This is a genomic window from Paenibacillus glycanilyticus NBRC 16618 (genome assembly GCF_004000805.1).
Lineage (GTDB): Bacteria > Bacillota > Bacilli > Paenibacillales > Paenibacillaceae > Pristimantibacillus > Pristimantibacillus glycanilyticus.
This window is the reverse complement of sequence record NZ_BILY01000003.1, coordinates 109356-133722: the sequence shown is the minus strand read 5'-3', so window position 1 is coordinate 133722 and position 24367 is coordinate 109356. Positions and strand designations below refer to the sequence as shown.

The 24367-nt window shown below is 42.2% G+C and carries 27 protein-coding genes; 22 read left to right on the top strand and 5 right to left on the bottom strand.

Annotation, left to right across the window (positions count from 1 at the left end):
- Nucleotides 1-6 precede the first annotated feature (6 nt).
- The 15 genes from PGL01S_RS03245 to PGL01S_RS03175 all read left to right on the top strand — a co-directional run bounded on the left by PGL01S_RS03245 (nt 7) and on the right by PGL01S_RS03175 (nt 13413).
- Nucleotides 7-714 carry a phage tail tube protein gene (locus PGL01S_RS03245; protein WP_244935495.1) on the top strand — a complete coding sequence of 236 codons (708 nt, stop codon included), beginning with the start codon at nt 7-9 and terminating at the stop codon, nt 712-714.
- A gap of 55 nt (nt 715-769) precedes the next feature.
- Nucleotides 770-1117, top strand: a complete 348-nt coding sequence (locus PGL01S_RS03240; protein ID WP_127491334.1) for a hypothetical protein — start codon at nt 770-772, stop codon at nt 1115-1117.
- 98 nt (nt 1118-1215) lie between these two features.
- Nucleotides 1216-1461 (top strand): hypothetical protein, encoded by a 246-nt coding sequence (locus PGL01S_RS03235; RefSeq protein ID WP_127491332.1) that lies wholly within the window; start codon nt 1216-1218, stop codon nt 1459-1461.
- A 257-nt stretch (nt 1462-1718) separates the two neighbouring features.
- Complete coding sequence (locus PGL01S_RS03230) at nt 1719-2756, top strand: HNH endonuclease signature motif containing protein (protein WP_127491330.1); 1038 nt, start codon at nt 1719-1721, stop codon at nt 2754-2756.
- 10 nt (nt 2757-2766) lie between these two features.
- On the top strand, nt 2767-3309 hold the full coding sequence (locus PGL01S_RS03225) for an SMI1/KNR4 family protein (protein WP_164775357.1): 543 nt from the start codon (nt 2767-2769) through the stop codon (nt 3307-3309).
- Between the two features lie 168 nt (nt 3310-3477).
- Nucleotides 3478-6081 (top strand): phage tail protein, encoded by a 2604-nt coding sequence (locus tag PGL01S_RS03220; protein WP_127491326.1) that lies wholly within the window; start codon nt 3478-3480, stop codon nt 6079-6081.
- A gap of 13 nt (nt 6082-6094) precedes the next feature.
- Nucleotides 6095-6445 (top strand): DUF6711 family protein, encoded by a 351-nt coding sequence (locus PGL01S_RS03215; protein ID WP_244935494.1) that lies wholly within the window; start codon nt 6095-6097, stop codon nt 6443-6445.
- A 12-nt stretch (nt 6446-6457) separates the two neighbouring features.
- On the top strand, nt 6458-8068 hold the full coding sequence (locus PGL01S_RS03210) for a hypothetical protein (RefSeq protein WP_127491323.1): 1611 nt from the start codon (nt 6458-6460) through the stop codon (nt 8066-8068).
- 17 nt (nt 8069-8085) lie between these two features.
- Nucleotides 8086-9615, top strand: a complete 1530-nt coding sequence (locus PGL01S_RS03205) for a hypothetical protein (protein WP_127491321.1) — start codon at nt 8086-8088, stop codon at nt 9613-9615.
- Between the two features lie 14 nt (nt 9616-9629).
- Nucleotides 9630-11660 (top strand): hypothetical protein, encoded by a 2031-nt coding sequence (locus tag PGL01S_RS03200; protein ID WP_127491318.1) that lies wholly within the window; start codon nt 9630-9632, stop codon nt 11658-11660.
- Nucleotides 11657-11836 (top strand): hypothetical protein, encoded by a 180-nt coding sequence (locus PGL01S_RS03195; protein WP_127491316.1) that lies wholly within the window; start codon nt 11657-11659, stop codon nt 11834-11836. Before PGL01S_RS03200 ends, PGL01S_RS03195 begins: the two co-directional genes overlap by 4 nt.
- Before the next feature lie 15 nt (nt 11837-11851).
- Entirely contained in the window at nt 11852-12037 is a 186-nt protein-coding gene (locus PGL01S_RS03190) for a hypothetical protein (RefSeq protein WP_127491314.1), read from the top strand.
- Between the two features lie 67 nt (nt 12038-12104).
- Nucleotides 12105-12374, top strand: coding sequence for a hemolysin XhlA family protein (locus tag PGL01S_RS03185; RefSeq protein WP_164775356.1), 270 nt, complete (start codon nt 12105-12107; stop codon nt 12372-12374).
- Between the two features lie 5 nt (nt 12375-12379).
- Nucleotides 12380-12607, top strand: coding sequence for a hypothetical protein (locus tag PGL01S_RS03180; protein WP_127491310.1), 228 nt, complete (start codon nt 12380-12382; stop codon nt 12605-12607).
- Nucleotides 12604-13413 (top strand): GH25 family lysozyme, encoded by an 810-nt coding sequence (locus PGL01S_RS03175; protein WP_244935493.1) that lies wholly within the window; start codon nt 12604-12606, stop codon nt 13411-13413. The genes PGL01S_RS03180 and PGL01S_RS03175 overlap by 4 nt, the downstream gene beginning before the upstream one ends.
- 47 nt (nt 13414-13460) lie before the next feature.
- Here PGL01S_RS03175 and PGL01S_RS03170 read toward each other — a convergent pair whose 3' ends face one another.
- On the bottom strand, nt 13461-14792 hold the full coding sequence (locus PGL01S_RS03170) for a PIN domain-containing protein (RefSeq protein WP_127491308.1): 1332 nt from the start codon (nt 14790-14792) through the stop codon (nt 13461-13463).
- 301 nt (nt 14793-15093) lie between these two features.
- Here PGL01S_RS03170 and PGL01S_RS03165 point away from each other — a divergent pair, with 301 nt between their 5' ends.
- From PGL01S_RS03165 to PGL01S_RS03155, 3 genes are all read left to right on the top strand, one after another.
- Complete coding sequence (locus tag PGL01S_RS03165) at nt 15094-15864, top strand: hypothetical protein (RefSeq protein WP_127491306.1); 771 nt, start codon at nt 15094-15096, stop codon at nt 15862-15864.
- Nucleotides 15865-16660: 796 nt separating this feature from the next.
- Complete coding sequence (locus PGL01S_RS03160; RefSeq protein ID WP_127491304.1) at nt 16661-17719, top strand: MrcB family domain-containing protein; 1059 nt, start codon at nt 16661-16663, stop codon at nt 17717-17719.
- 379 nt (nt 17720-18098) lie between these two features.
- Nucleotides 18099-18497: a YhjD family protein gene (locus tag PGL01S_RS03155; RefSeq protein WP_127491302.1), complete on the top strand. Its 399-nt coding sequence runs from the start codon at nt 18099-18101 to the stop codon at nt 18495-18497.
- Nucleotides 18498-18550: 53 nt separating this feature from the next.
- Here the strand turns inward: PGL01S_RS03155 and PGL01S_RS03150 are convergent, their stop codons facing one another.
- Nucleotides 18551-19405 carry an ATP-dependent DNA ligase gene (locus PGL01S_RS03150; protein WP_244935492.1) on the bottom strand — a complete coding sequence of 285 codons (855 nt, stop codon included), beginning with the start codon at nt 19403-19405 and terminating at the stop codon, nt 18551-18553.
- A 210-nt stretch (nt 19406-19615) separates the two neighbouring features.
- On the opposite strand from PGL01S_RS03150, the gene PGL01S_RS03145 reads away from it, so the two are divergent.
- Nucleotides 19616-20557 carry an HNH endonuclease signature motif containing protein gene (locus PGL01S_RS03145; RefSeq protein ID WP_127491299.1) on the top strand — a complete coding sequence of 314 codons (942 nt, stop codon included), beginning with the start codon at nt 19616-19618 and terminating at the stop codon, nt 20555-20557.
- A gap of 135 nt (nt 20558-20692) precedes the next feature.
- Here the strand turns inward: PGL01S_RS03145 and PGL01S_RS03140 are convergent, their stop codons facing one another.
- From PGL01S_RS03140 to lexA, 3 genes are all read right to left on the bottom strand, one after another.
- The gene (locus tag PGL01S_RS03140; RefSeq protein ID WP_127491297.1) at nt 20693-21490 is read right to left on the bottom strand and encodes a hypothetical protein; all 798 of its coding nucleotides are present in this window, start codon (nt 21488-21490) and stop codon (nt 20693-20695) included.
- Between the two features lie 445 nt (nt 21491-21935).
- The gene (locus PGL01S_RS03135) at nt 21936-22130 is read right to left on the bottom strand and encodes a PspC domain-containing protein (RefSeq protein WP_127491295.1); all 195 of its coding nucleotides are present in this window, start codon (nt 22128-22130) and stop codon (nt 21936-21938) included.
- Nucleotides 22131-22261: 131 nt separating this feature from the next.
- Nucleotides 22262-22882, bottom strand: coding sequence for a transcriptional repressor LexA (gene lexA, locus PGL01S_RS03130; RefSeq protein WP_127491293.1), 621 nt, complete (start codon nt 22880-22882; stop codon nt 22262-22264).
- Between the two features lie 316 nt (nt 22883-23198).
- Here lexA and PGL01S_RS30720 point away from each other — a divergent pair, with 316 nt between their 5' ends.
- The 3 genes from PGL01S_RS30720 to PGL01S_RS03115 all read left to right on the top strand — a co-directional run bounded on the left by PGL01S_RS30720 (nt 23199) and on the right by PGL01S_RS03115 (nt 24342).
- Nucleotides 23199-23414 (top strand): LysM peptidoglycan-binding domain-containing protein, encoded by a 216-nt coding sequence (locus PGL01S_RS30720; RefSeq protein WP_164775355.1) that lies wholly within the window; start codon nt 23199-23201, stop codon nt 23412-23414.
- A 151-nt stretch (nt 23415-23565) separates the two neighbouring features.
- Nucleotides 23566-23754, top strand: a complete 189-nt coding sequence (locus tag PGL01S_RS03120; RefSeq protein ID WP_015844221.1) for a DUF896 domain-containing protein — start codon at nt 23566-23568, stop codon at nt 23752-23754.
- A gap of 78 nt (nt 23755-23832) precedes the next feature.
- Nucleotides 23833-24342, top strand: a complete 510-nt coding sequence (locus tag PGL01S_RS03115; protein WP_127491289.1) for a hypothetical protein — start codon at nt 23833-23835, stop codon at nt 24340-24342.
- The last annotated feature ends 25 nt before the right edge of the window (nt 24343-24367 follow it).

Sequence of the window (24367 nt, the reverse complement as noted above, 5' to 3'; positions counted from 1 at the left end):
ATTATCATGGCAAATAGAGCAGTAGGAACGAAGTTTAAGATTGGTTCTAACTTTGTTGCTAGTTTGACATCTGTTAGCGGCCCTGAACTGTCTGCTGACACAATCGACACTACAACCCTGGACAGCAACGGCGGGTACCGCGACTTTATCGCCGGCTTCAAAGACGGTGGCGAAGTGAGTATTTCCGGCTTCTTGGACACTGGCGACACGGGACAAATTGCAATTTACAACGCGTTCACAGTGGGTTCCCGTGATTCTTATTCGATCCTATTTCCGCCTGAGCTTGGCGGTTCATGGAACTTCACCGGCATTGTTACCGGCTTCTCGACAAGCTTCGAATTGGAAGATGCCATTTCCTTCGAAGCGACAATTAAGGTTGCCGGTGCGCCTTCAATGTCTCTTACTCCTTCAGGTGGCCTGACTGCCCTGGCACTGACAGGCGCAGGCGGCACACTTACGCCGGCATTTGCGAATGGCAACTATTCCTATACATTCAGCGGCGTGACGGCTACAAGCTTGACCGTGACCGCGACAGCGGCAAACCATTCGCTTGCTTTGTACATTGATGGTGTATTCTCTCAATCGCTGACAAGCGGTGCTGCTTCTGCTGCAATTCCGTTGACAATCAGCGTAGGCAAGAAACTAACCATCCTGGCTACGGAAGCCGGCAAGACAACGAAGGTTTACGAGATTGTTGTTGTTAAAACGTCTTAATTAATTGCGCCGGTGCTGCCTGCACCGGCCTTTCTACTTTGAGGGGGAAAATGATATGTCCAAAAGACCCAATCCGAACAAAAATGATGTTGTTATTATCGAGCTTGACCGGCCGCGGGAACTACGCTTTGGTCACAAGGCCATTAAACGCATTGCGGCAGCCACCGGAAAAAGCATGGAGGAAATGGAAGGAGGCAACATCAGCTTTGATGACATCGAGCTTTATTTGTACTATGGCCTTCTGTCCGATGCACGGCAGCATAATGAGGAATTGAAGCTTGAAGACATGGAAGACCTTCTTGACGAAGCGCCTACTTATTCTCACATCATCGAAAAGCTACAAGAAGCATTTGTTGTATCGTTTGGCGGCTTAGCTGAGGGAAACGCACCGGCGGGGAAGTAGAAGGGCAGGAGCAGGCAACTGAGGGCGTTATATTCGATTGGCAAGAATCGCTTCAAACCGCTTTTCGAATCGGTTTGAAGCTTCATGAGTATGACGAAATGACGCCTTATGAGCTTAGCGTAATGGTTGGGGAATATGTAGCGAATGAGAAGCGGGCTGACCGTAGAGCGCATGAAACTGCATATCTTAGCGCGTATTATCAGCGCGTGAAGAAGTTCCCATCCTATGACAAGGTTTTTGACGATGGCAAGAAAAGCAAGCCGAAGAAGAAAAAGCAGACTGCTGCTGAAATGTTCGCAGAGGTGAAAAGACTACACGCTGTATTCAACGGAACGGCAAATTGAAGGGCTCTTCTCACTGCTTAACAAGGCGCTTTACAAGTTTTGTTGTTCATACTAAGCAGACAAGCAAGCTATATTAACATTTAATTTATAAATAGACAACGAAAATGATATTGCGGTTTATCGCAGTTTCGTTTTCGTTGTCTAATAATGGTGGTTTAAGTAGAATTATAGTATTAATACAAAAAATGGTTATTTGTTGTGCTATGGTAAGCTGGCCAGCTGTCATAAATAATTAACTGAGAGGTGCGTTTTTAATTATGAAATTAAGAATGGCAGTATTTATATTCATGCTTTTTACAGTGCTAGTAGTTTCTCCTTTTTCAGTATCTGCAGCTAAATCTCAGGTAGAACCGGCAGAACCAATTCATCAGAAGCAATTATTCTCGCTTCTTTTAATTGACGGGCAGCCTGTATCTACCGTGCAAATTGATGAAAGTAACAAAATTTTAAACGATGCAAATACTATGCAAAAGGAACAATTAATTAATAGTTTTAATGCTCTTGCTGATTCACCAAATACAATTAACGTTACAAAAGAATCTGGACATTCTTATTATTCGGCCAATAGCCCCGTCTCAACAAATGCAACACTAAATTCTTTAAGTAGCACTTCCGCCGTTATTAGTGAAGTGGTTTTGCAAACAGAATTCATTGTTACGGGTAATACATCACCTTATCTATATCTTAGGATTGTAGAGTTAAATGGTCAAAAAGCAACAACAGTTACAGGAGTTGTTGATCTTTATAGGAGTGTTACTGAGTTGGGAACTTACACCAAGGTGGATGGGATAAATCATACATTCACGGGCAGTGGAGTATACGTTGGAGCTTCTACAAAAAAAATCATTCCAATCAGTAAAACATATTATTATGCAGTTCGTTCTTCCGGATTAGGAATTTGGACAGATTCATCAGGTAAACCAACAGGGTCAGACGTATTTGTTGACGCAGAAGAAAATGGTATACTACTTAATAAAAATGGTGTTCTCTATCCCTTTTATTATGGTGTTGATATAAATGGATGGATGAATGCTAATCCACCTGCGCGAACAGATTATACTGCAGTTTCATCAACAGTAAACCAAACTCTACGTACAGAGTTTGATAATAAAATCCGTGACAAATTCAAAACATGGTACGATACTAATTACGGATACGTAGATTGGGTAACCACAAAAGGCGAGATTCATCACATTAGGCCGTTACAATATGGTGGTAATAATGACTACTCAAATTTAATCCCGCTATATCCTGATAAACATACTCAATTCACAAATTGGTGGGCATATTATTGAGGAGGATACATTGAATAATCTGTTCTTAACTCTAACCAGCTTAAAAGAACGATTGATTAACACTCCAATCATAAAAGGCCAAAGAGAACTAGGATATTTGTTTGAATGTTCCTTTGTCTTTCATAATGCATGCACAGAAGAAAGAATCAATGAATTTACAGAAGAAACTGCATTCAAAATTCCACAAGATTATCGTGAATTTTTACTTATTCATGATGGTGCTATTCTTTTTCAAGATGAATCTGGTCGGTCTAATCCCTCTTGGATAATCTTTGGTATTGATGATATAATTGACTATTTGAATATACATCATGTACCTGAGCACCTATATCCAATAGCTGCATATGGTCAAACCGTTATTTTCGTTAATGGAGATCGTGTAAACGAGGGTAGGGAAGACTATTTATTTGACCGTTCAATTTATGATTCTATTGATAGTGAAGGCGAAGATATTAAATTAAATTTCGAACTGTTCTTTGAGCGCCTAATTGTTTCACAAGGATCCCATTTTTGGTTTTGGAATCAAATCAACTCTACAAACTATTCAAAATAATCTTTAAAGATAAGTGGTGCTATTACAACTTTTCTAAGTTTGTTCGATAAAGCTCTCTTTGGAGGGCTTTTTCGTTTTTAGTATGTGTGGTCTGCTAAATAAACCTAACCTGCTAGTGCAGGTTGTTATCACTTAACGGTGAACTATAGTTAAGGAAACCGCCCAATAATGGGGCGGTTTTCTTTTGCTTGGAATTCAACAAATAAGAGTTACAGAACCATAGGAAAGGAGGCGTTAAACATTCCTGTTGTAAAGAACTTGCTAGTACGCGCCGGCGCAGACTTTTCCAGTATGCGTAAAGAAATGAAGAAGGCCAGCCAGGATATTGCTGATTTTAAAAGCAAATTGGGCAAGACAATGGGCGTGATTGCGGTAACCCTAGCAACCCTAGGAATCGGCAAGGTGCTTGTTGATGCCACGAAGCAGGCCATAAGCTTTGAAGCTTCTGTTGGGCAGATTAACCGGCAAATGGGCAGCAGCGCGAAAGCCTTTGATGATTGGGCCAAGAACGGGGCAAAGGCATTCGGCCTAGGCCGCACAAGCGTGATTCAATATGGCGCCACGTTCGGCAACCTAATCAGCAACTTTGCAAGCGGCACGGATGATGTGATGGACAAAACGCGGGAGTTGTTGAAGGCTTCCGGTATTGTGGCTTCAGCAACCGGCAAGTCAATGCAGGAAGTGACTGAAAGAATACGTTCCGGCTTATTAGGGGAAACGGATGCGATTGAAGACCTAGGCATAAACGTCAATCAATCCATGTTGACGTCCACGGCAGCATTCAAGAAGTTCGCCGGCGATCAATCGTGGAGCCAGCTAAGCTTTCAAACCCAACAGCAGATTCTATACTTTGCAATCCTGGAACAGGCATCGCGGAAATATGGCGACACGGTAGCGAACAACACGGCAACCAAATTGCAGATGTTCGTTGAAACCATGAAGGACGTAAAGACGGCGCTTGGACAAGTCTTCCTGCCTATTCTGAACGTAGTCCTACCGATCCTGACCAAGTTGGGGCAAGGGTTACTACATGTCATGAACATTGTGGCGCAGTTTTCGCAGGCACTCTTTGGCAAAGCGATCATGAACAATAGCAAGCAGCAGGCTGCCGCGATCAACAACCAGGCGGCCAGCATTGGCGGCTTGGGTGATGCTTACAAGGAAACCGGCAAGGCAGCCAAGAAAGCCGCGAAGGAAGCAAAGGGCGGGCTTGCATCATTTGACGAGTTCAACACGCTGCCGGATAAATCGGACAGCGGTGCAGGCGATACCCTCGGTGATGATGCCGGAGCTGGCGCGGGCGTGGGGGCTATGGGCGCCTTGTCTATTCCACCGCTGGACGATGGTGGATTTATTTCATCTACTGTCGAGGTATCGAAGAAGGTTCAGGATATGGCGAATAAAGTCAAGTCAATTATCAAAGGGATTGCTGATTTCATTGCTGGCAACAAAGAAATCATTATCGCGGCCTTGTCCGGTATTGCGGCGGCGATTGCCGCGGCCTTTTTAATTGCTAATTGGGGCGCAATCGTTGCGACTGTTACTGAGGCAATAGGGGCAATTGGGGCGGCGTTTGCTTTTCTCATATCTCCTATTGGCCTTATCGTTGCGGCCATAGCCGCGGCGGTGGCTGCCTTTGTCTACTTCTACCAAACCAATGACAAGTTCCGCGGGGTTGTCGATGCCGTACTGAAGGCAATAGGTGATGCTGCTGTTTGGCTTTGGAAAGAAGTTCTTGTTCCATTGGGTGCATACCTGGGCAAAGCCTTTGTTGCTGCCTGGGCTGCTGTGACGGAAGCGGCCGGTTGGGTATGGAAGAACATACTTGTCCCATTGGGTGACTACCTGGTTAAATTCCATAACCAAGTTATCAAGCCGTTGGCTTCAGTCCTGAGTGATTATCTGGGTGTAGCGTTCGGCACCGTTGCCGAAATAGCAAAAGCCTTCTGGCAAAAAGTTCTTGTCCCATTGGGCCAGGCTATTGCTGAAGTGATTGGGCCAGCCTTCCAGACGCTCGGAATAGTTGTTACTTCCATATGGCGAAACGTATTGCAACCGTTCGGGGCATTCTTGGGCGATGTATTCCTTGGATTTTGGAAGGGAATCACAATGGCAATTCAAGAGCTTTGGGACTTGCTTAAACCGTTTGCGGAATGGGTGGGCAGCAAGCTGGTCAACGTCTTCAGCAGCGCCTTCGACTCTATCGGCGGTGCTATTAACGGCATGAAAACAGCCTTCTTGGGTGTTCTTGAATTCATCCGTGGAGTATTCACCGGAGATTGGAAAACGGCGTGGGAAGGCGTTCAGCGAGTCTTCAAGGGTGTATTTGAAGGACTGTATTCCTTGATCAAGTTTCCTCTTAACCAAATCATTGACGCGGTGAACGCGATCATTGACGGCATCAACGGAATTAAAATTGATGTGCCGGATTGGGTGGAGAAGATAACCGGTTATAGCTCCTTTGGCTTCAATATCCCGCGCCTTCCGAAACTGGCCCGCGGTGGTATTGTGGACGGCAAAACGGACATGGGCAACTACATTGCCGGCGAAGCTGGCGCGGAAATGGTTGTTCCATTGGAGAATACGAGCTTCACGGATAAGATAGCAAGCGCCCTGGGCACGGCCGTCCTGACGGCTATGCAAATGGGGCAGAACAACCAGGGCAGCGGCCAAGTTATTCAAATGGACGGCGTGACCGTGGCCCGCGTGCTAAATAAATACCTGACCAATGAGAACGCCCGCCTGGGCGGTTCGTTGATTAATGTGACATAGGAGGGAAAACGGGTTGGCTATTTTCAAAATAAATGGGGTGGACATGCCTTCCCCTTCTGACATGCAGCCAGGCATTCAAGACCTGAGCAAAGCGGAACGGAATGCTAACGGCCTGGCTATCGTTGAACGCATTGCAACGAAAGATAAAATTTCCTTTACTTGGTCTTATGTTACGCAAGCCGATTTAAGCACGATCCTGAACGCCGTTCAAAACGTGTTCTTCACGGTTACTTTTATCCATCCAAGAACCGGCCAATTGAAGACCGGAACCTTTTATTGTAGTGACCGGAACGTTGGTGTCATGGATGTTCAGAACGGAGTTGTTCGTTACAAAGACCTAAAATTTGACGTGGTAGAACGGTAAGGGGGCGTATGCGTGCAAGACACTACACAAGGTTATAAAGATGCCGTATACGCGCCGGCCCGCCAGGTATTGGCACGGATCACCGTTGACGTATCTGACGTTGAAGCGGAAGGCGATGTGACAGCGGTCAACAATAACACGCGATCACCGGCTGAAGCGCCTTATATCAGTAACAAAGCGCAGATGAATGACGATTTAAGAAGATCCACTTTCAAACTGGCGACATGGGAACCTGACAGGCTTAGCCTTGATGGTTCTTTTTCTTTTCCTGATTCTGTGGTTGAGAATAATGGAATTGTGGGCTTTGCCAGTAACATGCTCAGCGATGCACAAGGCTTATTCTTGATGGATGTCACTGGATTGCAGTTGTCGCCTTGGATTGTCTTTGACTTCGGAAGCCAGCACACAAGCCCAGGTGTGACGGTGACATTCCATCCTGATGAAAATGAATATGCAACGGACTTCAGGGTATTTGCTTCACGGGGAAGCGGCAGGGGCGCCGTCATAATCGAAGACATAACCATTACTGGCAACACGCTGACAACGGTGGACGTCACGGGTAACTTTTTGAACTATGACAAAGTATATGTTGAAGTTCAGAAATGGAACAAGCCCTTCAGACGTCTGCGAATGCAAGAAGTTGACTTTGGTCTTGTCAAAGTGTTCGATGGCAATTCGTTGATCACTTGCAACCTGACAGAGCAATTTGACATGACAAGCGGCCAGCTGCCTTCACCGGAATTTACGTTCACGCTGGACAATTCAGACCGTCAATACAACATCCTGAATCCCACGGGCTTTGCCCAATACCTTCAGCAGCGGCAGACGGTTGAAGCGGAACTAGGCGTTGTTTTGGAATCCGGCGAGGTGGAATATGTGCCACTAGGTAAATATCTCCTTTGGGAATGGACGAGTGAGGAAGGATCAATGACCGCGACATTCAAGGCCAGGACGAACATGGACTTAATGAGCAATTACACCTATGAACGGTTAACGCCGGTCACGAAGTCGCTCTATGACCTGGGCGTTGAAATCTTCGGTATCTGCGGGATTACGAACTTCAGCCTGGACAATTCGCTCAAGTCGATCACAACCAATAGCCTGGCTAAATCGGTGGATTGCAAGACGGCCCTTCAGATGGTTGCCATTGCCGGTATGTGCAATATTTTCATATCTCGTGACAACATCATCACGGTGGAAAAGATGAAGCCGCCGACAACGCCGGTTGACCGGATTGACCTAGACAACGTGTACGCTGAACCAAAAATTGAGCTTCAGAAATCAACGAAGCAAGTTGACATCACATACTGGACAGACCTGAATACATCGGCCATTGCTTCAGCGGTTGATTCCACGGTTACGATAGGTGACACGCTCAGCCTGGAAGGAATCACCTTAATAAACACGCAGGCGCAGGCCAAGGCGGTTGCTGGTTGGCTTCTAGCTCAAAAGGCATACCGTAACAAGTATTCAATCAACTGGCGCGGAAATCCGGCGCATGAGCTGTCAGACGCGGTTGCAATCGAATCGACATTCAGCAGCACGGACAACAACGCCTATATCACGAAGCAAACGTTGACGTTTCAAGGTTATCTGCAAGTGCAAACGGAAGCGATGGGCTAGAAAGGGGGTGCAGGGGGATGGCTTTATATAATTTGCTCGGAACAAGTGGGAACTTCAATGTCCAGGGCGGGACGTATAACGGCAGCGGGGTGTATGCCCTGGGCTGGAATGGCTTGTCTGGACTAAGGAACACTTCTATGCCTACATTGGAAAACGTGGGCGGCGACAACTACGCGCAGCGCATCACGGGAACGGCAGCCGATACCAACAACCAACGATTCATGCAGCGGCCGCAACCAACAACGCTACTGTTCGCCGGAAAGTATTATATTTACCTGGTTGACGTTGTGACAGACGGCATATCACCGGCTAACATTCTTATCATCAACGGCGCCGGCAATGCGGAGCTGGCAAAAACAACATCTTCACCGGACAACAAAACGCATTATATCAAGTACACGCCGGCGCAGGATGAAGCTGCTCAAATGCGGATAACGAATTGGGGCGCGCTCGGAACATCCTGTTGGGCACAATTCGACAATGCGCGGGTTTATGAGATTGATCAGGCGACATATAACAAGATTGACGTTGATCCGGCCTATTCCGGCGCCAACCTTGCGGCTATGTTTCCATACACGGAACCGCCGGTAATTGGCCCGCTGAATAACTTGCTAGGCACGCGGGGGAATTTTGAAACCATAATCGGGTTAGCAACAGGGGCTTCAGCTGCAATTGCATTGGATAGCACAACAAAGACACAAGGAAACAATTCTCTGAAGCTATCAATTGCAACGTCCTCCAACTCAGCAAATGCGTTTTGGGGTGGCATCTTCAATGTATTCGACAAAACGAAATACTATATCATGCTTGTTGATGTGAAATGCGGCACCGGAAGCGCTGGCTGGGCTTACTTCGATTATTACAACGGCAGCGGCTATCCATCAAAGACAGGCAATAAAATAACGTCTACAACTGGTTACGGCACGTCATACCTGAAGCTATCGCCAACTGAATTGTCGGTTGCCCAATCAGCTGCATGTCATTGCTTCATGTCCGGCACAACCGGCCAATATGTGAACTTTGACGGAATGCGGCTGTACGAGATTAGCAAAGACGTCTATGACCTTATTGACGCGCATCCTGACTATACCGGCGAGAACCTTGCAGCCCTGTTCCCATATCGTAACGGTTCGGGGTATGTACCGGCGCCAAAGACCTGGACAAGCTCGGACAAGCTGAACGCTGCCGATATGAACGCGATTGAACAGAACGCCGCGAACCTGGCGAATTATCTGAATTCGCTCAGCTATACCATACCGGCGTTATCGTTCACAACAAATCGGACGACAACAACGGTTGAAACGTTCGCTTCGCTGAACCGGTTCGAAGCTGCTCTTGTTTCCATACGTGACGGATTAGGAACGACGCCGGAAGGCTTCCGGCCGCGGCGTACCTGGGACAGCACACAGCGGATTAGTTTTGACGATCCGAACCGTTGGCAAACGGATATACAAGCCCTTTTTGACGCTGCTGCATCTGTCGAAAAGGGCTTTATTTATTGCGGTACTATTTCGGCAGGGCAGACCTGGGCGATACGGGCCGGATAACAGGAGGATTAAACATGGCATATGTAAGAAAACAATGGGTTGACCGTTCCGTTCAATTCCCTGGGCGTTATGCAAAATCCAGCGAAACTTCTACACTGGTCACGCTGACCGAAAGCCCTGGCACCGTCACGCAGGCGGGCACACCGCTGAACGCGGCCAATATGAACAACATTGAAGACGGCATTGAGGAACGGGCAACCTGGGATGTACTACGGGCAGCAGAACGGGAAATTGCCGCGCTGAAGATGGTTAGCACATTGAAAGACAAGGTTGACGGCGCTTCTGATTACTTCTTTGATGACTTTTCGGGGGTTTACTCCCCGCTAGGTTCGGCGCTAGAAATTGACCGGACATGGAATAGTTCCTCCGCTGCAATCAGCGTGGGACAAACAGTTATACCTTTACTCAATAAGTTTTCCACTCGCTTTCTTGTCGGGCAAGAAGTAACTATACAGCACGGAACGACAGAATCAACAAGAGAACGGCGGGTGATTACGGCGGTTGATCCCTCAAACAATACAATCACAATCAGCCCAGGAACGGCTAATAGTTATACTGCTGGCGCGTTGATCTATCGTTCTTGGATGTCAAAAACAAGAAACGCTATGAAATTTCAGACAGCAAGAAGATTTTTACCCGTTGATACCTCAGCTACAAACATAACAGGCAGCAAAATTACAGGCTCGGCAACACCGGGAACAAGCGGTAATTCTGTATCTTCTGCTTGTTCTTACGATGCAGAATATGTTGTTGAGTATGTAAATAGCGGCGGGTGGAATTGGCTTAAACGGTTTGGAGACAAATTCGAAACGCTGTTCACGGTTCCTTATAGCATCATGACAAACACAGGAACACCAACGAACGGTTCGTATTACAGAGGGTTCGTTATTTCGCCGGACGGGGTTTATCTGTACATTCTTCACGGCATAAGCAACAGCGACAGTTATTCGCAATATATCACAATTGTCAAACGTATAGGGGATACGAGTTACCAATACATTACCCGTATGGACTTTTCGAGTAGTGGATCAGGGGTTTATAGCAACGTTATCGCCTTTTCTCCAAAGGGAACTTACGTGGCAATGTGTATGAATGGCTATCAATTACGCGTGTACAAATTGAGCGGTGACATACCGACCACAATTTGTACCGTAAACACCCAACCAGTATCGGGGCCATTCATCAACTTAGTTTGGTCATATGATGAACAATGGGTGACGTTTACGTATTGGAGTTCAAGTTCCATGAGTTCTAACGGAACGTGGGTTAACGTTTATAGACAGTCCGGCGACGTATTCACTTTACAGCCAGCCAGCACGGTGTTATTACAAGGTACAAGTACCTATGTCGGCCAAAAGTCATTTTCGAAGGATGGTCAATATTTTTGCTTAATGGCAGGCTCGGCCGGAAGTGCGTTATACATTTACGTTTACAAGATAAGCGGGACAACGTGGACGCTATATAAAACATTGGGCGATAGCGGTACTAATATTTATCAAACATTTTGTATCACGCCGGACAGCTTATATATTTACGCGTCAGCGCGTTTTAGTACAGGCCCTTTTGGGCGCTTCACTCTTACGGATACATCAACCGTTTCGACAACCATGAACTACAACGGCGGCGGCGTTTCAACGCAGTTTTATTTCAACTTTGGAACAGACCCGAAAGGCGATATTGTTTACAACACGTATGATGGATATTTCGCTAATATGTCTGCTTTGGACGTTCTACAGGTAGACATTAGGTATAACGCAAAAAACCAATCAAAGCCGATCCGTGGCATAGCTGCTTTTATTAAACGATTGAGCGCGCCGGCCGGAACAGTTACGGCAACAATTTCGGCAACGTCTACGCCTGCGGAAGTTTATGCGGGTATGACAAAGATAATTGAAACCATTGACGCTATTACGGCCCTGGACACGTCTACTTATGTCGTTCCTAACGGGGCTGCATTGGCTAACGTCACGTTAAAACTAAACTTCACTAGAACCGCAACGAATCAGGATACAACCATTACAGAGATAACGGGGGCGCTGGAATGAAGTACAAAAACCTAAGCGGGGAAACGGTGCCGGTTACTGATACGCTGACGGAAGAAGAAAAGAAGATTCAGCAGCTTGAACAAGATAATACGAATCTTGCAACAAAAAACGAAGAACTACAATCAAGGCTATCAGATGTTGAACTTGTTCTTACTGATATTCTTCTAAACGCATAAAGGAGGTGACAAACAATGGCAATGGCAGATTATAAAATTCGTGTTATCGCTAATGCGTGCATTACGCGATATGAACGCGGCGAAAATGATATGAATGAAATTATTAATTCTTATAACTTAGATAGCGTAGACCAAGGAGCTGTATTAGCTTACGTTTATGCAAAGCGCCCTGATATTGAAACAATGCCTGTTTCTGTATAGGTGGAAAGCAAGCCGGTTCAGCCTACGGATATTTTCCGTAGGCTTATTTTATTTGAGGGGGCAAATCATGCCTGAAGATACGCCAAGAAGCCAAATCACTGAAATTTTAGTTGAGATTGGGAAGCTGAATGTCAAAATAGACAACCTGAACGAATTCAGCAAGGATATTCAAGGAATCAGCAAGACGGCAACAAAAGCGCATGAATCAGCGGCTTCAGCTCATCACAGGCTTGACGGCATTGAAAACGCACAGACATGGCTTAAAAGAACTTTATTTACCTCTCTGCTTGGCCTGGCATCTGCAATATTGCTTGCGTATCTGAATTTGAAAGGGTGATAGGAATGACGAACGATGAAATCCTTTCTTTGTCGGCTATTGTGGCCGCTTATATTGGTATGGGCAAGATGCTCGGCATTCCGGCAAAGTTCGCGCCGGTTGCAGCGCTGGTTGTGGCTGCCGGTTTTGTCCTGGCGCCTGATTCCTGGCGTGACACCGCAACAGCAATTTCTGTTGTGGGCCTGGGCGCTTCGGGATTATATCAGCACAGCAAATCGAAGGGGGCAAAATGATGCAAAGCAAATCAACAAGCAACGTGAAAGTCATTGACGTTTCACATCATCAGGGGGCAATCAATTGGAGTCTGGTCAAATCTGACGGCGTTCTTGGCGCTTATATCAAGGCTACTGAGGGGAAAACCGGTCTTGATGAAAAGCATGATGACAATGCCAAGGGCGCCGCTGCAGCCGGCCTTCCGGTCGGCTTTTATCACTACGCGCATCCTGAAAACAACGATCCGCTTGCAGAAGCGGCCAAATTCGTTGGTGCGGTCAAAGGATACAATGCGGTATTCCCGCACGCCCTGGATGTAGAGGGCAAGGCGGGGACAGTAGGGGCGGTCAAATTGACAGCCTGGTGCATGGCCTGGCTTCAGGAAGTCGAACGGTTATCCGGACATCCGACGATGATCTATACCGGCGCCAGCTTTGCGAAAACATACCTTGGCAAGCAACTAGCGGCCTGGCCGCTCTGGATCGCTCATTATGGCGTTGAGGCTCCGATGGCAAACAGTACATGGGATTCATGGTCGGTATTCCAATTCACATCGAGTAGTAATGTTAAGGGAATTGCCGGTAAAGTCGACCTAAACGCAATGGAAAACGTTTTTTTTGAAAGGTATACTAAATGTCCAAAAGCCAATAAGGGAGGATATAATCTGGAGTTAATACCTGTTTTGATTAATGGCAAAAAACTAACGGATGGCTTATATGACGAGAAAGCGGGTATGACATATGTACCTGTTCGTATTGTTGCGGAGATATTCGGTGCAACAGTGAAGTGGGATAGTAAACTAAAAAGGGTTGAAATTGTTAGGTGAATAAAATTTAGTCCGCTAAAATCTCAAGGTTAGCGGACTAAATTAATTTAAATTATCTCAACACTTAGAATTTCAGCGTTCAAAAACTCACTTAAATCATTAAACTCTTGAATTGTTTCCGAATTTATTTTTGAGTAAGACTTCAGTGATATTTCAACAATTCCATTCACTTCATCAATACCAACTACCATTAATCTTTTAAGCTCTACTCCTCGAATTTGAAAAAAACCATTAAAAAGTACTCTTAGGTTAGTTTCAAGACCTATATCTTCATTTACTTTAAAGAATTTGGGATATAGTTTTGTTTCTATGAAATAATTGAATACCCCGTTTTCTGAACCTCTTTTTTCTAAGATTCTTCTCTTTTCATAATTTAATTTTAAACTAATATCTTCATAGTCTTTCCTAACATCATTTTCTTTAAAGTGATTATACAATTCTTCAACATAATCTATTGGATAATCCAATAGACTAGCCAGGGACTCATTACTATCTGATATATCTTTAATTGCTTTTTCTACAGACTCTGGATTATCAATCGTTAAGTGTTCTTTAGCAAATTTTAAAAATTGATTAGTTTGATACATATAGAAATCTTTACCTGAGGTATTGTTTTTGAATTCTTGAATTAATTCAGGAAGAGGGCCTAAATTCTTTCCTTTTACTATATTCCACCAGTCAGGTTTCCGATCATCTGTTACCAATATTACAGATTTTACGTCATCATTAGATGAGTACTCAAGAATTTGTTTCCAATAAATAAAATCACCAAATTCGTTTTTATATGTTATACCATCATAATAAGAAGTTTGATCTTTTTTTGAATTACGATCTTTAAAGCCTGGAGGAATTTTTTTGTTAAATCTCTCGTCACCAAGGTTATATAAAATATCTAGTTCCTCTTGCGTATACTTTCTCCCGATTTTATCTCCAATTATCTCAGATAACTCTTTTTGAATATTAATTAATTCAGGATGGCTATTTTCCTGGTGGCTTAATTTTTGTTTAATTTTTTCTAGTGACGAATCAATTTCCTGTATAATTTCATCTACAGCGATATTAGAATGCCGCAGATCTATTAATTCTTTTCTTTGATCCATGAATCGTTTTTCAATAGATGATTTTATATCAGTATATGAGCTTTTTTGATCGATGATTTGGCTATGCAGATGCAAGTGATATTCCATAGCCACTTGATAGGGGAGCCAAATTCTATCTTTAATTCCCTTTATAATTGTAAGTAGAAGTTCTCTTGATTCTCTTTGATATCGATATAGATTTAACAATGAATTAGTATCAAAAATAAAAGTACATTCTTTCCAAAGCGAATCAAAAGATTCTGTTTCAGGTTCGTAAAATCCCGGGAATCTATTTTTCAAGGGAGTATAGCCTCGCTTTTTTTTATATAGTAGGGTATAACCAATATTTTACTACGCTAATTAAGAAATGTCTTCAAAAATCCGCGACCGGTTGCCGGGTAGCACGGTTTCGTCCTCTCCGAATTAATTGCGAGCTATTAAGCTAAATACAATGCTACCTGTAATTTCTTGCCGCTCTTAATAAATGACGGCTTTACTCCGATTCGTGAAAGACACTATTAAAATAAATCATATTGACTAGCTTGTCCTTCTGAGATAAGATTTTTTGTAGAAATTTGGTAGAAAAGTTGGGGGCTAGAAAATGTACAATCTTGATTCATTAATATTCGTCATCATTTTCGCTATCACAGGCGGTCTTATTGTCGGTAAATATATTCAAATAAAGTCGAAAGGGGATAAAACGATAGAAGTACGAAACTGGAGAACACAAGATTGGATTTGGCTTGTTTGTTTTCTGTTATATGCACAGATCTTTACGGTCTTATATAAAGATATGGTGATGGATGTCGTATCCTACGTTTCTACATTTGTTTCTACAGCACTAGGTGCAGTAGCTATTTATATTTCTGTGAGAGAAGCAACTAAAGGAGATAATGTAAAGGATCAGATTAACGTCATGTTAGGAGAACTGCGTGAAAAGATAAATCAAATGGATTCAAAAATTGATAAAATTGATCCTGCACTTTATGAGAAAATAAAAAAGACTGAAGACAAATTAATAGAAAACTTAAGTGATAAATTGAATAATACTGTTGGTCTATCAAAAGAAGAAGTAAATGATATTGTTAAGGAACAAGTCAAAGAAGTTACGTCCAATCTTAAGGCTTCCTTAAATATTACGAATGATTCTTTAAATGTAACTAGTTTTAAAGAACAACAAGTATATAACTTTATCTTGAAAAATTATCATGATGGTAATACCTTCTCAGTTAAAACTCTTTACGAACAACTTAAGAGGTCTGGGATTTCTGTTTCAAAAGATATAGTTATTATCGTTATAGGAGATATGATACTAGATGGTATTATCGAGGAAACTCCAGATAGGAATTTCTTCAAAATCAGAAACAGGTAAGTTTTAACATACATAAAATTTACTACAAAAATTTAACGTAGCCAGGAGAAAAGCCCTTAGTCTTTATGGCTAGAGGGCTTTTTTGCTATATATAGTGTGTATTCTGTTTGAAACTCATTGTTTTATGGCTGGTAAAATTATTCAGTTGTAAAATGAAGTCCACGAGCTTTGTTGACTTAGATTTTATATCCCAAACAGTTTCCTATGCGGAGCCTAAACGAGCCTAAACGCTTGCCACTTCTGTCATAGAATACAGCAGGTAATTTGTATGATTCACTGAGGAACTCCGGTGTCTATGTTTATTTAATGAAGGTGAGGAGAATTTTGTGGAAACTATACAATAACATTTAATATTGATATAATAATAATGTCTACTAAATTGGAAGTAACTTCATTTGTGCTAGGGCGAATGTAGTAAGGGGTTCGAATCCCCTTGGCTTGCAGTAACTTGTCGAAAGACAAGAACCTAGCAGCCTAGAAAGGGAATGCAAATGTTTGCATTTAAGTTTCGGACTAAGAATGGTACTGAATTTGAAATTACTTTCGATATCATCTCTTGGTTATTAGGCAACAACTAACTCTCCAATGGAGAGTTTTTTGTTTTTATGTTTCTAAATCAACGGATGTTTATATAAATGATCTCGCCAATGGGAATCATTTCCTGTTTGTGAATCAGCAGGTAACAAAGATCCACTTACTTAGAATTGCTTAACCTGTACGTAGCATTTTAAGATACAGATATTGGTACAGTGAGGAAAGTTATAAAAATTACTATTTCAATTGGAGACCAACAATAATGCTGATAAATAAATTAAAGGAAGTAATGACGGAGTATCTGCCTATATATGACGATTATGGAGTAGTTAGACTCACCGAAAACCAAAAGGTGAATTTAAACAAACTAATTGGAGTTGAGCTTAAACAACTCATATCTAATGAACTAAAAGATCATTCTTTTTATATAGAAGGAAGAACCGGTGCAGGGAAGTTAGCTGATGTACCCTGGATTGGAATACATAATAAAACAATAAACTCTGATGCAAAGACTGGAGTCTATATTTCATTGCTATTTCATGTAGACGGAAAAGGAATTTCAATGTCAATTCAGCATGGCACTGAGCATATTTCGACCTCTAAGATAATCGAAGTTGTTGAAAAAATAAAAAAAGCATTGCCTGCGTTTCCAACTTTATTTAACACTCAAACATTGAGTCTAAGGCCTTTTCCTTTACCTAATCGATTAGCCAATAGTGAAAATCGTCCTCGAAAATATGAATTTGCAAACATAGTAGGTAAGAGCTACAGTATTGATAAATTAAATGAAACCTTTATTAAGGATTTAAGGATACTGTGTAGCATTTATAACAAGTTAGTTTCAAGATTTAATAATCAATTAATTCTTGAAGAAGAAGTATATCAGGCTCAGAAGATAGGTATGGAAATAGATCAAAATGATCATCAACCCCCGGGAATCAGGAAAGACCCTTTGGAACAAAATATAAAAATGGGTGTTTTACCACAACGAGAAAGAAAGCAAGGATTATTAGCGCTCATAAATGCTGATTGGCGTTGTGAAGTGGATTCTTCTCACGAAACTTTTATCAAAGATGATGGGAAGCCTTATATGGAAAAGCACCACTTGATTCCTATGGAATATTACTTTAATTTTGATAACAATGTAGATCACCATTATAATATTTACAGTCTCTGTCCAAATTGCCATAGAAAAATTCACTTGGGTTTGAACGAGGATAAGAAGAAAATGATCATACAATTATATGATAAGCGACATATTTATTACACGGGTCTTTATAACATGAATATTAAAAAGTTGCTCAATATGTATGGCGTATAAGTACATACTATCTTTTCAAAATCGGCCCCAAATTAATTGCCGGACATGGGCCGGTTTTTTTATGTCTTGCAATAAAAACATAAGTTTGTTTTAATAGGAACAAATGTTCTATTTTGATCAGGTGAATGAAAGTCTAATTAATAATTTGAAGGATGGAGTGAGTAACAGATGTTAAACGACACAGATCGAAAGTTGCTACGGATCCTGTTCAATCGAAATGGTCATATGAACACTCGAGTTATGATACCCGATCTGGCCCGGCTGGCACAACGAGATGTAGGGCAGATCCAGAAGGCGCTCGAACGGTTGCAGGAGGAAAGGCTAATTGAACTTTCTGACAAGTTAAATTTCATCAAGGTTATTCCTGGGTGGCAATCTCATGCTAAGTGAAAATACGATTGGACAATCGATGACTGAAGAGGAGTACACCTTGATTAAGGACTACTGTATTCTCCCGTTTGTGAAGAATATGGTTATAACAAATAGCGACAAGATTAAAGAAGAGGGTATGACGCTTGGGCAGCTCTTTGTTCGTTCCAGCTTAAAAGTGATACAGATGATTGATGATGACATTAATCGATCTAGAATGATGGTCGGTAAGTTGAAGGCCAAGATTACTGAAGTTAACCGTAATGATGAGGGCATCCTTTATGAGGTTGAGCTGCGTGGGTATGTCCACAGGGTTGCCTTGCTAAGACATGTGGTTAGGCAGGAAATGGCCGACAGGCGAGATAAGTATATTGCAAATCTATTTAAGTACTTGTCACAAATTGGATGATGTTGTAAAATGATGAAGAGCCGATCGGGAAGCACCCGTCGGCTCTTTTATTTTTATATAACGAACTGCACAAATTCCGGCGTCCGCATAGTGCCTGATTTATACCAGCTCCGCATCCGGATCCGAGCTGTTATCAATGGTTTTACATAGACGAAATTCTTATCCTCACCAGTTACGATGTTCTGAGCAATTCGGTTAAATGCTTTCCGGTGATCGCCAGGTACTGACAACTCAATAACTCCAACCGTCCTGCCGTCATGCTGCGCCAGCCAACCAAATTCATCTTTCCGATAGCCCACAATTTTTACGTCTGCATAGGTGTAATTAATCATTTTCAGCCACTGGTCCGATCTTCGGCCGACATAGCTACTATTCTTACGCTTCGCGACGATTCCCTCGAGCTTCTGTTGTTGTATGACCTCGAACAAATTTTTGCCGCGGCCATCGATCTGAATCACTCGTCTGAAGTGGTCCGTCTCGGTCATTATCGAATTAAGGATCGCTGTTCGCTCAATCAGCGGTATCCGGCGAACATCGCGGCCATTTACCTCGAGCACATCAAAAACGAAGTACTGCACTGGAAGTCGGCGCATGCCTTCTTGAATAGCAGGCAGCTTCGTCATCCTAAATCGCTCCATAACTGCCTCGAAATCAATCACTCCTGTAGCGGGATGGACATATGCAACTTCGCCATCAAGAATACAACTGGAGCAGCTTAGAGGTGGAAGATGGAGCTCAGGATACCTCTGCGTGACTTCGTTTTCGTGCCGCGTCCAGAGCTTAACGGATTCGCCGTCTTTCACCAGCAGAAGCCGGTGACCGTCAATTTTTGGTTCAAATATATATCGTGGATCATCAAATGGTTCTTCTCGTTTTTCAAGGAGCATTGCTTGGGGTCCTTTGTTCATGATGTCATCCTCCTTAAGTTTCAATTGTAACATTGATAATCTAATTGAAAACGAGGGAAGTGCTGGGCTTTTTTAAATTCAAATATTAGATTGTGTAAAGGCAAGAAGATTGTACTACTATTTACATATATTAAGATAGTATAATTTTCTCAGTAGAACGGTTCGGGACTCAACAGCTGACAAGTCAACGAATAAGAGGTGGCATTATAAATGACCAATAGACAAGGCAAACATCTAAATATTAAGAATAAGTATTGGACCCTCGTAAATGAAGGAAATATAATAGCACGGAAACTAGTAACGAAATCAGATTTTCGTGGAGTAATTCGATTATCCCAAGAATTGAGTAATTACTTTGAGGATTACATTAAAGTGTCTAATACTAAGAATGATTTATCTAGCCTTCAATTTAGTGGTGTTATTGAATATGATTTCGCGTATTTTGATGGCGACAAGCTGAGCTTTCATCCATTACGAAGTGATCCATATTATTCATGCTTACGCGATATATTAAGCGAACAATATGATTATTTTTTTAATAGTAATGGTCAACCCCGAAGATCAAACAAAAGGGATATTTTACCGGACGATTTAAAAGTGTATTTAGAACTTAGATGTGAAGATGAATGGAAAACACTTGATGGTGATTTAAGAAGATCTTTTATCTTTGATATTTATAAACCAATCCCACAAATTGAGGAAGAAACTACGGTTGAAATTATGAAGATATTTGGGGATAATGAGTCACTACTAGAAGGGATTATTAATTCTAATATCGATGTTGAAGAGGACACTTATTTTGATCGGTTTTTAGAGGATAAGGACGAAACTGCAAAAATCATAATAAAGGAGGCAATAATTAAAACAAGGAGATATAAAAAATCGATAATAAACAATTTAAAGAAACAGTATGAGGGGAAATGTCAGATATGCCAATATACTTCATATCCTGAACATCAAATTGATATTGTTGAAGCACATCATATTGACTTGTTTTCTAAAACAATCGACAACTCGCCAAGTAACATTGTGATACTTTGTCCAAATCACCATCGTTTGATACATGCTGGAAAATTTGTTTTTGATAGAGAAAATTTAAGTTTTATCAGTAGTAGCACTTCACTTGAAATTTCTATAAATAAACATTTATAAATACCGTTCGACCGCCCTTGATAAGCCCACGTGTTTTATCAAACCAGTGGTCAATGATTCACCACTGGTTTGGAAGCATACAAGCAAGACTTTCACAAACAGTTAGGATTGAAGGACAGATGCATGAATACGATATTACGATATAATAGGTTTGTCCTTTGAATTGACGGGCGGTGTTCTTAATTTACTAAATTCATTATCTGTAATAGCACATGCTTTTTTTAGATTTAATAGTACCATCCAGTAAAATAAATCTATAACACCTAGAAACAATTTCTGCGAAGTGTAATATTGCATAATTATACTGTTGAAAGTAAATATGTATTCTCTAATAGAAACAATACCAAAGAACAATTCCTTTACATGAATGTAATACGCTGGAGATTGTTTATTTAAGTCATTCGTAATAACTAAATTTTCAGCTATCTTTGCTATATCAAATTTTATATGGGTAGAATTATCTCTTATTTCTTTGTATTTAATGAAACTTCTCCATTGTTCATTCCCCTTATCGAGTCGAAATGAATCCCCATGTATTTTAGCAAACAATAATGGGACAATCGCCAATTTATCTGTAATTGAAAAATACTTATTCTTATTTATCTTCAAATTTCCAGTTCGAGTATCTAAATAGGTTTCTTGTTCTAACAAAAAATCAATTTCCGTTTGCGTAAGCTTATTACTAAATGATTCATCAGAGATACTTATCTGAACAACTAATTGTGACATAAAGTTGCAAAATGCTTCTATTGAATTAAATGTGAGCATAACTATTGATGTTTTTAATGCCCTTGAAGTTATGCTCTCATTTCCATTTTCTTCAGATTCTTCGGAAAAAGTAACACTTAGATTGTTTGCTTGGGTTAAAAGATCAGTCATTAATGCATATCCGCTTTTAAGAATTGTATCTACTTCGTTATTTATATTCTCCATAAAGTACCCCTCTAACTATTCGTTTAATAAATAATGTAATAATATCGATTCTAGAACGCTACGCCATCGAATAGCCCCTTTATGGAGCTTTTCTACATGAAATGGTCAAAATCCTCTATTTGAAAATGCCCCCCAAAACGCCCCCCAAATGCCCCCCAATTCTTCATTTCGCAGCGGTTTATTACCTGTTAAGAAATAATCTCTTCTAATAATATAGGGGGTTCACCGCCCAGAACTGTACGTTCCCGCGTACTGTACTTAAACAAAACACAAGTTCATCAATGGGAACGCGATCAGTATCTGACGCTGTACTAAGATGGAAATCCCTTGACGCTCTAAGCGTCAGGGGATTTTTCTTTTGGGGGCGTTTTTAATCTTTTTCGTGGATAGAGGGGATTGCCCACAAAATGCCCCCATAAAGCCCACAAAAATTTTGATTTTGAACCTATCTCCTAATCAAGGACGGTGGGCTGGCTGGAATAACGTTCGCAAGGATGATGTAAACAACAAGATTGCAGGGGGTAAAGAGGAGGAACAGCAGTCTTACAAACAAGGAGGAAAGGTTGAAGTATTCGGCGATTCCTCCGCAAACTCCGGCAATGGATTTATCGAATAAAGACCTCGTTAATTTTTTCTTCACGCTTAACCACCTCGTCGCCTAAAGATGAAGTAATGCGATAATACCATAATCAGGTAAAAAAAGAGGCTGTTCTCCCTAACCGAATGCAAAATCGGATTAGCGGGAACAGCCTCTTTTATGCGTACAGATGATTAGTGAAAGTCACGGAACAAGCCAACTACTTTACCAAGAATGGTGACATTGTTCAAACGGATTGGCTCCATGGTGGAGTTCTCCGGCTGAAGGCGGATATGATCCTTCTCTTTGTAGAAGGTCTTAACCGTCGCTTCGTCATCTTCCGTCATGGCTACTACGATATCGCCGTTGTTGGCGGTCTGCTGCTGGCGGACGATAACATAGTCACCGTTATGTATGCCGGCTTCAATCATGCTGTCGCCAATGACATTCAGAATAAATACCTCGTCGTCGCCAACGAAGTGTGCGGATAACGGGAAGTACTCTTCAATATTCTCAGTCGCCGTAATCGGCACGCCTGCCGTTACTTTGCCGACGATTGGCACTTGAGCCACAGCGGGGAGGATAATGCCGTCAACACCGTCTTGATCCAAAATTTCGATCGCCCGAGGTTTCGTTGGATCTCGTCTGATCAGGCCTTTCTTCTCTAGCCGATCCAGATGGCCGTGAACGGTGGAGCTTGACGCCAGGCCAACCGCTTCGCCGATTTCGCGAACAGAAGGCGGGTATCCTTTGTCCCGAACCTCATTCTTAATAAATTCAAGAATCGACTGTTGGCGGTTCGAAATCTTAGACACGTGAATCACTCCAATATAATATTTGTAGAAAATTATAGCATAGAACCGGAGTTCGTACAAACATAAGTTCTTAAAAACAAAAGTTCGCATTTTTTATTGACTGCAAACATTTGTTCGTGTTATTCTAAGAACATAAGAAAACAGAACAAACGTTCGGGGAGCGATAATAATGATCATGAATCCGTCTTTTTATAAAAGTATCCATAAGGAAAAAACCGTTAAATCGTTCAAATCGCGGGGTCATCACGTTCAACGTCATGCTTTTAAACTTATTGTGTGTGCTGCAGTGTTCGTTCTTCTTTTTACAAGCTTCCTTATGATGCGTACGAATGCATCGTCCGATCATATTCAAGAGGCTGCAGCGAATGAGCAAACGGTTATCGTAACGACGGGGGATACGCTGTGGGGGATTGCAGATCGTTTTTCGGAGGGCTCCAAGGACATAAGACAATACATATACAAGATTAAGGAACGCAACCAGTTAAGCTCGGTTGAGCTTCGGCCAGGACAGGTATTAATTATTCCTCAATAGGCCATATAATCGGAAGGACAGGCTATTCGGACACAGGATGTTCGAAATTGCCTGTCCTTTTGTTATTCTTCTATCATTGCCTTGACAATTGCTCGCGTTAAAAGTCAAAATAGGTAAGAAGGATGAGTAATAAGCAAATGAGGTGAAGGCAGTGGAAGAAGTCATCGCGCGTATTAACGAATTATCCCGTAAAAATAAAACGGTAGGTTTGACCGAAGAGGAAATTGCGGAACGTGCCGTATTGCGCCAGAAATATTTGGAGAATTTCAAAAGGAATTTCCGCCAGCAGTTGGATTCGATCGAGATTGTAGACGGCGATCCTAACGATGTTGCTCATTAATTAAGTCATACAACTATATAACTAGCGTTGGCGCCGTTCCATGAACGGCGTCTGCAATATACAATGGGAGGAATAAGCTTGTCACGCACGTGGGAGCGCAAAGTGCGCAAAAATACGAACCAAATCAACAAAGCGCGTAAAAAGCACGGAGCATCGCAGATTGGCACTTCATCAAAACCCAAGGTAGACCGGTTTACCGGCCGCAACTACATATTCCCGATTGTGCTCATTTTGTTGATCAGCATGTATACGGTATTCGTTACGACGGATCCTTCCTTTGAGCCTACGTCTATGTTCTGGGTAACGATCGGCTGCTACATTTTCCTAGCGCTTATTTTCTTCTTGCGCCGTCCTTACATTTCAATCGGCAAGGATTATATCCAGACCCGTAAAATGACGGGGGACAAGCAGCTGCACGTATCCAACATTAAAGGGATCAGCGTTCAAAACGGTGCGGTCGTGATCATGCAGCAAAAGGGCGCAAACTGGGTATTCTCGCGGCTGCTTAACCGTTACCCAACGGATGAGATCGGCAGCAGACTGCAGGATTTCGCCAAAACACACAATTTGCCTTTCGAACAAAAATAGAAAAAGAGTAGGAGAGTTATGCGAA